9 protein-coding genes are annotated in these 12,460 nt (G+C 74.7%); all 9 read right to left on the minus strand.

Features of this window, described 5'->3' with window-relative positions:
- Positions 1-62 precede the first annotated feature (62 nt).
- Entirely contained in the window at positions 63-1,616 is a 1,554-nt protein-coding gene (locus ACW9TB_RS08220) for an RsmB/NOP family class I SAM-dependent RNA methyltransferase (RefSeq protein ID WP_472747326.1), read from the minus strand.
- A gap of 5 nt (positions 1,617-1,621) precedes the next feature.
- Positions 1,622-2,551, minus strand: a complete 930-nt coding sequence (gene fmt, locus ACW9TB_RS08225) for a methionyl-tRNA formyltransferase (protein ID WP_472747327.1) — start codon at positions 2,549-2,551, stop codon at positions 1,622-1,624.
- Positions 2,552-2,556: 5 nt separating this feature from the next.
- Positions 2,557-3,105 (minus strand): peptide deformylase, encoded by a 549-nt coding sequence (def, locus tag ACW9TB_RS08230; RefSeq protein WP_472747328.1) that lies wholly within the window; start codon positions 3,103-3,105, stop codon positions 2,557-2,559.
- 90 nt (positions 3,106-3,195) lie between these two features.
- Positions 3,196-4,572 carry a hypothetical protein gene (locus ACW9TB_RS08235; protein WP_472747329.1) on the minus strand — a complete coding sequence of 459 codons (1,377 nt, stop codon included), beginning with the start codon at positions 4,570-4,572 and terminating at the stop codon, positions 3,196-3,198.
- A gap of 40 nt (positions 4,573-4,612) precedes the next feature.
- Positions 4,613-6,265: a hypothetical protein gene (locus ACW9TB_RS08240; RefSeq protein WP_472747330.1), complete on the minus strand. Its 1,653-nt coding sequence runs from the start codon at positions 6,263-6,265 to the stop codon at positions 4,613-4,615.
- Between the two features lie 64 nt (positions 6,266-6,329).
- The gene (locus tag ACW9TB_RS08245; RefSeq protein WP_472747331.1) at positions 6,330-8,489 is read right to left on the minus strand and encodes a primosomal protein N'; all 2,160 of its coding nucleotides are present in this window, start codon (positions 8,487-8,489) and stop codon (positions 6,330-6,332) included.
- Positions 8,490-8,859: 370 nt separating this feature from the next.
- Complete coding sequence (locus ACW9TB_RS08250) at positions 8,860-10,329, minus strand: amidohydrolase (RefSeq protein WP_472747332.1); 1,470 nt, start codon at positions 10,327-10,329, stop codon at positions 8,860-8,862.
- A 10-nt stretch (positions 10,330-10,339) separates the two neighbouring features.
- The gene (locus tag ACW9TB_RS08255) at positions 10,340-11,428 is read right to left on the minus strand and encodes a FecCD family ABC transporter permease (RefSeq protein WP_472747587.1); all 1,089 of its coding nucleotides are present in this window, start codon (positions 11,426-11,428) and stop codon (positions 10,340-10,342) included.
- Between the two features lie 11 nt (positions 11,429-11,439).
- The gene (locus tag ACW9TB_RS08260; RefSeq protein ID WP_472747333.1) at positions 11,440-12,450 is read right to left on the minus strand and encodes a FecCD family ABC transporter permease; all 1,011 of its coding nucleotides are present in this window, start codon (positions 12,448-12,450) and stop codon (positions 11,440-11,442) included.
- Positions 12,451-12,460 lie beyond the last annotated feature (10 nt).

Below are 12,460 nucleotides of genomic sequence, written 5' to 3' on the forward strand. Positions count from 1 at the left end.
TGCGGTGCCCATATATGCCCAGGTCATACCCTCTGACCTGCGACGATGCCCCGAGCGCCCGTTCAGCGGCGGCGCAGCAGGGCCAGGAACATGGCGTCGGTGCCGTGCCGGTGCGGCCAGAACCGCGCGTAGGGGCCCTCGCCCAGCCCCTCGACCTCGGGGAGGTGGTCGCGGGCGTCCAGCGCCTCGACGTCGTCGCGGCGGCGCAGGACGTCGCCGACCACGGCCACGGTCTCGGCCAGGTGCGGCGAGCAGGTCACGTACGCGACGACGCCACCGGGCCGTACCGCGTCGATCGCCGAGTCGAGCAGGGCACGCTGGAGCCTGCCCAGCTCGGGCAGGCTCCGGGGATCGCGGCGCCAGCGGGCCTCGGGGCGGCGGCGCAGCGCGCCCAGGCCGGTGCAGGGGGCGTCGAGCATGACCCGGTCGAAGACCCCGGGCCGCCAGGCGGGCGCGGTGCCGTCCGCGGTGATCACCGCGGCCTGCCGGGTCGTCTGCCACACCAGCCGCGCCCGGTGGTACTGCAGCTCGGCCGCGAGCAGCCGTGCCCCGCCGGGGAAGGCCACCGGGCCCGCCCCCATGGCCGGGGCCATGCCCGTGACCGGCCCGGGTGTCGCGGCCAGGACGGGTCTTTCCGCACCGAGGCCGCCCAGGCCCGCCTCGTCGCCTCGGGTCGCGATGGCGTCGAGCAGGCCCGCCTTGCCGCCGGGACCCGCGCACAGGTCGAGCCAGCGGGAGTCTGAGCCCTCCACCGGGACCCGCGTCAGGGCCAGCGCGACGAGCTGGCTCGCCTCGTCCTGGACGGCCGCCCGCGACTCGGCCACGGCGAGGACCGCGCCGGGGTCACCCTCGGGCAGGTAGGCCGCGTACGGGGAGTATCTGGCGGGTTCCGCGCCCGCGTCGAGGAGCTCCTCGACCGACGAGCGGCCGGGGCGGGCGACCAGGGTCACCTTGGGACGCTCGTTGTCGGCCGCGAGCAGGGCGGCCGTCTCCTCGAAGTCGCCGCCCACGGCGTCGCGCAGGGCGTCGACGATCCACCTCGGGTGGCTGTGGGCGACCGCCAGGTGACCCACCGGGTCGTCGGCCGGGTCGGGCGCCACGATCGGGATCCACTGCTCCAGGGAGCGGGTGGAGACCTTGCGCAGCACCGCGTTGGCGTACTTCGACGCGCCGATGCCCACGCGCAGCCGCACCAGGTCGACCGTGGTGCCGACGGCGGCGTGCGGGGGGACCCGCGTCTTGAGCAGCTGGTGCACACCCAGGCGGACGGCGTCGAGCAGCGGCGGGTCGACGTCCTCCGGCGCCCGGTCGCTGCAGGCCGCGATGATCTCGTCGTAGGTGCCGAGGCCGCGCAGGGTGCCGTAGGCCAGCTCGGTGGCCAGGCCCGCGTCGCGCCCGGAGAGGCGGCGCTCGCGCAGCAGCGCGGGCATCAGCAGGTTGGCGTAGGCGTCCCGCTCGTCGACGGCGCGCATCAGGTCGTACGCGGCGTTGCGCGCCTCGTCGCGGACCGGCTTGGGCGGCCGTCCGCCCCTGCCCCTGCCTCCGGCGCCGCGTGAGCGGCCCGCCGGGCCGTGGTCCCCGCCGCGCGGGACGTTACGGCCGTTACCACTGCTCATGATCTTCAGGCCAGCCGATCCTCGTCGGTGGGCCGCACGCCGCGGGCCCACTCCCCCGCGCCCATCAGGCGCTTGCCCTGCGGCTGCACCTCGCCCAGCTCGACCGGGTGGGTGGCGGTGCCCACCAGGACGGAGTTCTTGGACGCCGCGATCCGGCCGGGGGCCAGGTCGGGGGCGCCGGGGGCCGGTCGTACGGGACCCAGCTTGATCCGCTGGCCACGGAACTCCGTCCACGCGCCCGGGGCGGGGGCGCAGGCGCGGACCAGGCGGTCGACCCGCATGGCGGGCGCGGACCAATCGACCCTGGCGTCGTCGACGCTGATCTTCGGGGCGAGGCTCACCCCCTCCGCGGGCTGCGGCACGGCCTCCAGCTTGCCGTCCTCGATCCCGTCGAGGGTGGCCGCCAGCAGCCCCGCGCCGGACTCGGCGAGCCGGGCGAGCAGCTCCCCGCTGGTGTCTGCGGTGCGGATCTCCTCGGTGACCACGCCGTAGACCGGGCCCGCGTCCAGCTCCTTGACGATCTGGAAGGTGGCCGCCCCGGTGATCGCGTCACCGTGGAGCACGGCGTGCTGCACCGGCGCCGCGCCACGCCAGGCGGGCAGCAGCGAGAAGTGGAGGTTGACCCAGCCGTGCCGGGGGATGTCCAGGGCGGCCTGCGGCAGGAGCGCGCCGTAGGCGACCACCGGGCAGCAGTCGGGGGCGAGCTCCCTCAGCCGGTCGAGGAAGTCCGGGTCACCCGCCTTGGGCGGCCTGAGCACCTCGATGCCCGTCTCCTCGGCGAGTTCGGCGACGGGACTCGGGTGGACCTTGCGGCCCCGGCCCGACTGGGCGTCCGGGCGCGTGACGACGGCGACGACGTCGTGGCGAGGCGAGTCGATCAGAGCCCGCAGCGAGGGCAGGGCGGTGTCCGGGGTTCCGGCGAAGACCAGGCGCAAGGTTCCTACAGAGCCTTCCCTTGGGTGGCGTGCGGGGAGAACTTGAACGCGGGGGCCGACAGCCCGTTCCAGTCGGCCTCGCGGATCGCCTTCATGGCGAGTTTGCGCTGCTTGACGTCCATCCGGTCGATGAACAGCACGCCGTCCAGGTGGTCGGTCTCGTGCTGGAAGCAGCGGGCCATCAGGTCGGTGCCCTCAAGGGTCACCGGCTCGCCGTGCATGGTGAAGCCGGTCGCCACGGCCCGGATCGCCCTGGGCGTGGGAAAGGACAGGCCGGGGAACGACAGGCAGCCCTCCTCCCCCTCCTCGTCCCTGTCGTCGGACAGGTCGAGGTTGGGGTTGATCAGATGCCCGACCTGGTCGTCCACGTAGTAGGTGAAGACCCGCAGGCCGACCCCGATCTGCGGCGCCGCCAGCCCGGCCCCCGGCGCGTCCATCATCGTGTCGGTGAGGTCCTTGACGAGCTTGCGCAGCTCCTTGTCGAAGTCCTTGACCGGCTCGGCGGGAGTGCGCAGCACCGGGTCGCCGAAAAGGCGGATCGGCTGAATGGCCAACAGGGATCTCCTCACGCTTCAGGGGATTGCCCCAGTCTAAGGGCGACGGCCGCCTCCCCCGGGCCTTCTCAGGGACGGCCGGGGCCGTGCTCAGCGGGAGCGGGCCTTCATCGCGGCCTTGCGGGCGGACTTGGCCACCGTCGCGTCGCCGTGGCGGGAGCCCAGCAGGTCCAGCACGGCGAAGGTGTCGGGGTGGTCCACCACGGCCATCTCCTCGATCACGCGGACGAGGTCCTCGCCGGGTTCGAGCGCGTCGAACTCGCAGATCGCCTCGGAGGCGTCGCCGCGTTCAAGCAGCGAGGCGAGCGAGTCGACCGCGAGCCAGGTGTTGTCGGCGGGCGTGAGGGCGGGCGCGGACAGGTCGCGGATGTGCAGCCAGGAGGCGGCGTAGCGCCACATGGCGGGCTCGGAGAGCGCCTCCCGCAGCGGGGCCTCGGCCTCGGGGCCGAGCTCCTCCAGGATCGTGCCCACGGCGCCACGGCGGCCGGCCGTGCCCGAGGCGGCGACCTTGACCAGCTCGCGGGCGGCGGCCTCGGGGTGGCGGGACTCCAGCCACACCGTGACGGCGCTGGGCGCGGCGGACCCCTTCATGATCGCCTCGACCAGCTCGGGCGCGCCCAGGTCGGTGAAGACCGCGACCTCGGCGCCCGTCGGCGCGTCGTGGCCCTCGCGCATCAGGTCCTGGCGGACGGCCCACATGCCGAGCGGGGTGAGCCTCGGCCGGCCCGCCCGCGAGGTCTCGACCAGCCCGCAGTAGGCCAGGAGCGACAGGGCCGACTCCAGCTGGGCGGGAAGCGCGGAGGCCAGCGTCCGCATCTCCGCCTGGCGGGCCCCGCAGGCCACCTGGTGCGACTGCAGGACGCCCTTCGCCAGGGTCGCGGTGGACAGCCCCTCGCGCACGGCGTACAGCGTGGCGAGCATCTCGGCCAGGTGGTCGTCGATCACCGGGGAGCCGGTCAGGTCGTCGTCGGCGCGGTCGAGGACGTCCATGACCACCCCGTCCCAGAATCCCAGCAGCGCCCGGGAGGGCAGGTCGGGGGAGAGCGTGAGCGGTCCCGGCGTCACCCGGCCCCGGGAGATGCGGAGCATGCCGGTGTTGACCGCGACCACCCAGAGCAGGTGCAGCCGCGCGGGGCCCGGCAGGCCCAGCTCGGCGCAGGGCGCGAACGGGTCGGGAAGCAGGCCCTCGGGGGTCACCTGGCGGGCGCCGGTCCAGGCGGCCAGGCGCTGGGCGTCGATCACCAGCGGCACGTACGGCACCAGCGCGGCCAGCTCCGCGTCGGAGGCGAGGTCGACGGGGGGGAAGCTCAGCGCGTCGCCGCGCGGGGGGCGGCCTCGGCCCGTGGCGGTGACGGACTCCTCCAGAACGGCCGCCCGCAGCTCGCGTGGCGCCGTTCCCAGCTCGTCGACCAGCCTGCGCAGTTCGCCGATGTCGAAGACGTTCCCACTGTTCCCGCTCTTTGCCACCCGTGAAACTTACTGCACTCGCGCCTCACGCATACACGGCTCAGCCGATGGCGCGGGAACGTGCCTTGAAAGCCGCCTTGCGGGCCGCCTTGGCCGCTCCGTGATCTCTGAGGGAGCGTCCGAGCAGCTCAAGGACGTCGACGACCTCCGGATGGTCGACCCGCCACATCTCCTCGATCACGTGTGGCGGGGGGCCGGAGGCGGACATGTTCTCGGCGAACGTCTCCGGATCCTCCTCGGCGGCGGGCATGGCCAGGGCGAGCATGTCCACGCTCATCCAGAGCACCTCCTCCTGGGTGAGCGCGGGGGCCGCCAGGCCCCGCGAGCTCAGCCAGTGGACGGCGTGCGGGCGCAGCTCCGGTTCCTCCAGGAAGGCGCGCACGGCCTCCTCGGCGTCGGGGCCGAGGCGGTCGACGATCGTCACCGCGACGCCCCTGGCGACCGAGGGGGCGCCGGAGACGGAGCCGAGCAGCTCGGTGACCGCCTGCGCCGGTGTCCTGTTCTCCAGCCAGCCCCCGATGTCGGCCTCGGCCATCTCGGCGGGCATTCCGGAGAGCAGCCCCTCGATGAGCTCGGGCGCGTCGGCGACGGTCAGGTCGGCCGCCTCTGGCGCCTCGATGCCCAGGTCGGTGTAGAGCTCGTGCAGTCCCCACAGGGCCAGCGGGGTGAGCTCCAGCAGTTCGTCGCTCGGCTCGGCCATCCCGCAGTAGGCGAGCCGCCTGACGGCCTCGGGGACGTCGATCTCGCCGTTCTCGACCAGGCCGATCTCCTCCAGATACTCCCCGACGAGGGAGATCGGCACGGGCGCCTGGAGGCGGTAGAGCATGTCGCACAGGCCGTAGAGCTCCTCGTCGAGGGAGACGTCGCCCGTCGCGGCGCCGCCGGTCTCCTTCTCGACGACGAACTCGACCGTCGCGGCCCAGACGTCGAGCGGGTCGAAGTCCTCGCCGTCGAAGATGGCGGTGCCCTCGACCTCGACCAGGCCGGTGTGGACCGCGAGCTCCCACAGCAGGCCGGGGTCGGCCACCGAGAGCTGCGCGGCCGCCTCGGCGGCGTCGCGGACCCTGAGGCGGCCCTTGAGGGTCGGGGTGCGGCCCCCGGCGAGCATCCACTGGACCAGCCTGCGCGCGTCGGTCACCAGCGGCACCCGCAGGGCGTTCTGGGCGAGCGTCTCGCGGGGGGCCAGCCGTACGGGCGGCAGGGGCGAGCAGCCGGGGCAGTCGCAGTGGTCGACGGCGGGCTCCTCCTGCACCGCCGAGACGGAGAGAAAACCACTCTCAGTGCTCTCGGTGGCCCGCTCCAGCGAGTCGGCGCCCATCGCGCTGAAGAGGCTCTTGGCCATGCCGAACCGGGAGGTGTCGGCGAGGGCGATGGGCATCTCGGGCTCGATGCGGTCGAGGACGCTCCTCATCCGGACGGCCATCTTGCCGCCGATCTCCTCGGTGGCGAGCAGGAAGTCGACCAGGGTACGGGCGGCGGCGACGGTCTCGGGGGCACTCTCCGGGGGGGCGATGACCTTGCGCGGATAGATGTTGAGCAGCAGCTCCTCGAAGGCGACAGGGGTGAAGTCACCCAGCTCGTTCACGTCCAGATAGTCGCTCGCGTAGTCGCAGAGCAGCCGCACCTCGTCCACGTCAACGTCCAGGCCGTGCGCACGCCCCCACGCGCGCAGGTCGTCTACGGCCCGATTCACCCATTCGATCGACACAGGGGAAAATTAACGGCTTACTGCCAGCACCGCGAATCGGGGAAACAACTCAAATCACGTCTAGGGGGTCAATGCATACCTTGACCACCTCCGGAGCCTTGCGCGCGGAGCGTACTCCGGCGGCCCCTTTCAGCGCCGCGGCCAGTGCCGATCCGGAGCCCCGCGAGATCCGCACCATGGCGCGTTCCCGCACTTGGTCCCCCTTGGGAGAGGCCACCGGGACGGGGCCGAGCACCTGTGCCTCGGGGGGCAGGACCATCTCGCCGATCATTTCCCTGACCGCGGCCGGAGATCCGGTGAGCGTCGCCATTCTCACCGCCGGGGGGAAACCGAGTTCTGTCCTGTCGGCCAGTTCCCGCTCGGCGTGGGTCACCGGATCCCAGCGCAGCAGAGCCTGTACGGCGGCCAGCGAGGAGTCGGCCAGCACGACCAGCTCGGCCGAGGTCCGCAGCAGGGCCGCCGCGTTCATCCACCGGCGCAACGTCTCCTCGGCGGCGCGCAGGTCGGGCCGGCCGAGCAGCGCCCAGCCGTCCAGCAGCACCGCGGCCGCGTACCCGCCCTCGGGCACCGGCTCGGCCCCCGGGGTGGCCACCACCAGGGCGCGGCCCGCGCCGACCGTGGCGAGCACCCCGTCCCTGCCCGACGTCCTGACCGGCACCGAGGGGAAGGCCCGCCCCAGCTCCTCGGCCGTACGGCGGGCGCCGATCACCAGGGCCCGCACCCGGGCGCCGCCGCAGGACGGGCAGCGCCAGTCGCCCGCGATCCGGCCGCACCAGCGGCAGTACGGGGCCACGTGGCCGCCGCGCAGCGCGAACGGCCCGCCGCAGTGCCCGCAGCGGGCGGGGGTCCGGCAGCTCTGGCAGGCCAGCGCGGGCAGGTAGCCCCGCCGGGGGACCTGCACCAGCACGGGGCCGCTCTCCAGCCCGGCGCGCAGGGTCCGCCAGGCGAGGCTGGGCAGCCGGGCGGCCCTGGCGGCCTCGTCCCTGGCCAGCTCCGAGTCCTCCCCCGCCGGGCGGACCCTCGGCGCCCTGGCCCTGACCGTCTCGCGGGCCGCGACGATGGGCCCGGCCCAGCCCGCCGCGATGAGCTGGGTGGCCTCCGCCGTACGGGCGTGTCCCCCGATGAGCAGGCCCGCCCGCCCCTGGTGGGCGCGCAGGGCGAGGACCTCCCTGGCGTGGGGGTAGGGGGCGAGCCGCTCGGAGTGCAGGTCGTCCCCGTCGTCCCAGATGACCGCGAGCCCGAGATCCCTGACCGGGGCGAACGCCGCGCCCCTGGTGCCGGCCGCGACCCGCACCTGCCCCCTGGCCACCCGCAGCCACCGCCGGTAGCGCTCGGCGGGCCCCAGGTCGGCCGTGAGCGCCACGTGCGCTCCGGGCTCCAGGACGGCGCTCAGGGCCGCGTCGAGCAGGGCCACGTCCTTGCCGTCGGGAAGCACCACGAGGGCTCCCCTGCCCCCGCGCAGGGTCTCCCGTACGGCAACCGCGACCGCCTCCGGCCACCCGGGGCCGTTCTCCCCGGTTCCCGGCAGGGCGGTCCACACCGCGCGGGGGGAGCCTCCCTTCGCCAGGGCCGCCAGGAACGCCTCCCCCTCCGGGTAGTCCGCCCAGGGACCCGGCCCGGCCTCCGCCGGTCGCTCCTGGCCCGGGGGTACGGGGGCGGGGGTCTCGGCCTCGACCCTGGCGTGGCGGGGCGGGACGGCCAGGCGCAGGACGTCGGCCATGGTCCCGGCGTAGCGGTCGGCCACGGCGCGGGCCAGCGCGGCGATCTCCGGGGTGAGCACGGGCTCGGCGGAGACGATCCTCTCCAGGCGGGTCAGCTTTCCCTCGTGCTCGGTGGTCTCCGCCCGTTCCAGCAGGAACCCGTCGACGAGCTTGCCCGCGAACCGGACGCGGACCCTGGTCCCCGGCACGGCGGCGGCGTCCAGGGGGGCGGGGACGAGATAGTCGAACAGCCGGTCGAGGTGCGGCAGCGGCGTGTCGACGACGACCCGCGCGACCGGCAGCTCGGCGGCCGGCTCCGGCACCCCCCTGACCGGCTCGGCCACCCCCGACGGCCTCGCCGTCCCCGCGGCCCTGACGACCCTGGCGGCCCTGACTGCCCTGGTCGCTCCGCCCCGCGCCCTCGCGGGACCGCCGGGCGCGGGCCGCTCGCGGACGGCGTCGAGCGGCAGCAGGGCGTCGTCGTCCGGCGAGGGGCTGGCGTGGGTCACCCACCTGTCCTACCAGACCCGGGCACCCGCCCAGACGACGGCGAGGAAGGCGGACCGGTCCCGGGGCGCGGATACGGGAGGCGCGCCAGGTGGGATCGCCGACGGGACCGGCCAGGGCGGGGCGGACCGGTCCCCGGCGGACACGAAAGACGGGCCGGATGGAACCGGTCAGGAGAAGGCGGACCGACCCTCAAGCACGAACACGGAACACGGAAGACGGACCCGGCGGGACCGGTCAGGAGAAGGCGGCCCGATCCCCGAGCACGAACACGGAAGACGGCCGGGTGGGATCGGCCAAAAGAAAACGGACCGGCCCCCGAAGACGTGCCCGACGGGGCCGGTCAGGGGAAGGCGGCCGGACGAGAGCTGGTCAGATGGAGCGGCGGTGGGTCCAGCGGCCACCGAGCAGGGTGCCGAGGACCGGCATGTGGCGCAGGCCGTCCCCGTCCAGTCCCGCCGGGTCGTACTCGGTGATCACCAGGTCGGCGGGGTCGCCGGGACGCACGGCGGCGCGTCCCCTGGCGGCCGCCGCGAGCGCCACCGGCAGCGGGATCGCCTGTTCCGGGTGCCACGGCGGGCGCTCGTCGTCGGTCCTGGCCACGGCTGAGGCGATCCCGTCCCACGGGTCGAGCGGCGCCACCGGGGCGTCGGAGCCCAGCTCGATGACGGCTCCGGCCGCCAGCAGGTCGGCGTAGGCGAAGGCCCTGCCGGTCCGCCCCGGCCAGTGCAGGTCGGCCACGTCGCGGTCGTCGGGCGCGTGGGCGGGCTGGACGCCCGCGATCAGGCCGGGCCTGGCGAACCTCCCGAAGTCCTCGGGGCGGACCAGCTGCGCGTGCTCGATCCTGCCCGGGCAGCCGGTCCGCTCGAAGGCGTCCAGCGCGATGCCCACCGCCAGGTCGCCGATCGCGTGCACCGCCGGGGCGATCCCGTGCCCGGCGGCCAGGGCCATCACGCCGTACAGCTCCTCGGGCGCCGTCTCCAGCAGCCCGCGCGTGTCGCCGCCGCCGGGGTACGGGTCCTCGCAGTAGGCGGTCCTGGTGTTCAGCGATCCGTCCACGAACGTCTTGACCGGCCCGACCTCCAGCAGGCCCCCGGAACCGGCGACGGGCTCACCGGTACGCAGCCCGCGGCCGATCGCCTCCTCCAGCCGGTTCACCGGGATCGAGCAGCCGACCCGGACGTCGATCCGCTCCGAGCGGACCCGCCGGGTCCAGTCGGTGACGTTGTCGGCGAACTCGAAGTCCAGCACGCCGACGACCCCCCTGGCCGCGGCGGCGGTGGTGGCCTCGGCCACCCAGCGGTCCAGCTCCGCGCGGGGCGGCGGGGGCATCTCCGCCATCGCCTCGTAGCAGTCGCGCTCGCGCAGCACCCCCGTCGGGTGCTCGCCCCTGCCGATCGCGGCGAGCGCGGCCGGGCTGAACCAGGCGGTGTGCAGGTCGTTGCTGACCAGGACGATCGGGCGGCCGGGCGCCGCCGCCTGGAGGAGCGACTTGTGCGGCGTGTCCGGCCACAGGCCGTCGCGGAAGCCGTAGCCGACCGTGAACCCGGATGTACCGGACGTACCGGCGTGGGGTGCGACGAGGTCGACCGCCTCGCGCGCCGACCGCGCCGAGGTCAGGTCGATCCTGCGCCGGGCCTGCGCCCACTGCGCGGAGTGCACGTGGGCGTCCCACAGGCCCGGCAGGAGGGTGGCGCCCCCCAGGTCGACCGACTCGTCGCAGGAAGGCGGCTCGGCGGCCACCTCCGCGACCCGGCCTCCGGTGATCAGGACGTGGCGGAGCGGGCCGCCGGGACCCAGCCGCGCGTCGCGCAGCAGCAGGCGAGAGGACGGTGAGGACATGAGGCAGAGATTAGGCGGGCCCGCGACCGCGCGCGAGGGAGCGGAGGGCACCGATCCACGCCGGGCGGGGCCTGGCGCCGCGACCGCCCCGGGCGAGCAGCCAGAGCAGGAACGGCGCGCCGAGCGCCCCGGTGACCACGCCGACCGGCAGCTCGGTCCCGGGCACCAGCCCGCGCGCGATCAGGTCGGCCCCCAGCACGACGAGGGCTCCCGCGAGCGCGGAGGCCACCGGGGTCGGCCCGGCGGTACGGGCCAGCCGCTGGGCGATCTGCGGCGCGGCCAGGGCGACGAACGCGATCGGACCGGCAGCGGCGGTGCCGAAGGCGACCAGGGCGACGCCCACGAGGAGCATGAGCGGCCGGGCGCGCCGTACCGGGGTGCCCAGGCCCAGGGCGACGTCGTCGCCGAGCTGCAGCGCGCGGGTCCAGCGGCCGAGCAGCAGCGCGGCGGGCGCGAGAACCGCCAGGGCGAGCGCGAGCGGGACCACCTGGTCCCAGCTCCGGCCGTTGAGGTTGCCGACGAGCCAGCCCAGCGCCGCGTGCGCCTGGAAGAGTTCCGAGGTGACGATGAGGTAGTCCGTCGCGCTGGTGCACATCCACGAAATGCCGATGCCGACGAGCACGATCCGGTAGCCGGTGATCCCGCCCTTCCAGGACAGCAGGTAGACCAGCAGGGCGGTGAGCACGGCGCCGGTGAACCCCAGGAACTGGGTCCCCGGGCCGCCCAGGCCGAGGACGATCCCCGCGACCACCGCCGTACCGGCGCCCTCGGTGATGCCGATCATGTCGGGGCTCGCCAGCGGGTTGCGGGTCATGGTCTGGAACAGGGCGCCCGACAGGCCGAAGGCCGCCCCCACCAGCAGCCCGGCCAGCGCCCTCGGCAGGCGCAGCTCCTGTACGACGAACAGGGTGCCCTGGTCGGCCAACCCCCACAGCGCCCGTACGACCTCGGTGACGGTGAGCGGGAAGTCGCCGACGCCGACGCCGAGGCAGAAGACCAGGAAGGTCGCGGCGGCCAGGACCAGGCACACGGCCAGCAGCCGGGGACGCACCACCCAGGAGACGGGCGGCGAGGCCAGGCGGACGGTGATGTTGACCATGGATGGCACGACTAGATCTCCGCGAGACGGCGACGGCGGACCAGTGCGACGAAGAAGGGCCCGCCGATGAAGGCGACGATGAGACCGGCCTGGATCTCGGCCGGTGGCGCGATCATCCGCCCGGCGATGTCGGCGGCGAGCAGCAGGCACGGGGCCAGCAGCATCGACAGGGGCAGCAGCCACCGGTGGTCGGTCTCGGCGCCGCCGTACTGCGCGAAGACCCGCGCGACGTGCGGCACCACCAGGCCGACGAAGACGACGGGGCCGATGACGGCCACCGCCCCGCCGGTGAGCAGCGTGACGGCCACGGCCCCCTGGAACCTGACCAGGCCCACCCTGCGGCCGAGCGCGGTGGCGATGTCGTCGCCGAGGGCGATGCTGTTCAGCGCGGGCGCCGAGGCGAGGGCCAGGACGGCCCCGGCCACGAGGAACGGCAGGATCCGCAGCAGGACCTGGGTGTTCTGCCCGGCCAGCGACCCCGCCGACCAGAAGCGGTACCGGTTGAGCGACTCGGGGTCGATCAGCACGATGGCGCTGGTCAGGGAGCTGAGCATGAAGGTGAGCGCGACCCCGGCGAGGGCGAGTTTGACCGGTGTCGTCCCGCCGGGTCCCAGGCCGCTCAGCAGGTAGACCACGACGCTGGCGGCCAGCGCGCCCGCGAAGGCGAACCAGATGAAACCGGCGATCGTCGCGACGCCCAGCAGGGCGACCGATAGCACGACGGCGAAGGCCGCACCGGCGCTGACGCCCAGCAGCCCCGGGTCGGCCAGCGGGTTGCGGGTCAGGGCCTGCATCAGCGCGCCGGACAGGCCGAGCGCCGCTCCGGCGAGCAGGCCGAGCAGCGTCCTGGGTACGCGGACCGACCAGACGATGTTCTCGACCCCCGCGTCCCGCGCGTGGCCGGACAGCGCCTCCAGGACCTGGACCGGCGGGATCTGGCGGGCGCCGAGCGCCAGCGACAGCAGGCAGAGGACAGCGAGGACCCCCAACGCCGCCACCACCGCGACAACCGGACGCCTCACCACACCGTTC

It is taken from the genome of Streptosporangium sp. H13245, assembly GCF_055690525.1.

Coding starts and splice junctions, on each gene's coding strand:
- ACW9TB_RS08220 (WP_472747326.1), bottom strand. CDS start 1,616: ATGAGCAGTGGTAACGGCCGTAACGTCCCGCGCGGCGGGGACCACGGC.
- ACW9TB_RS08250 (WP_472747332.1), bottom strand. CDS start 10,329: ATGTCCTCACCGTCCTCTCGCCTGCTGCTGCGCGACGCGCGGCTGGGT.
- ACW9TB_RS08255 (WP_472747587.1), bottom strand. CDS start 11,428: ATGGTCAACATCACCGTCCGCCTGGCCTCGCCGCCCGTCTCCTGGGTG.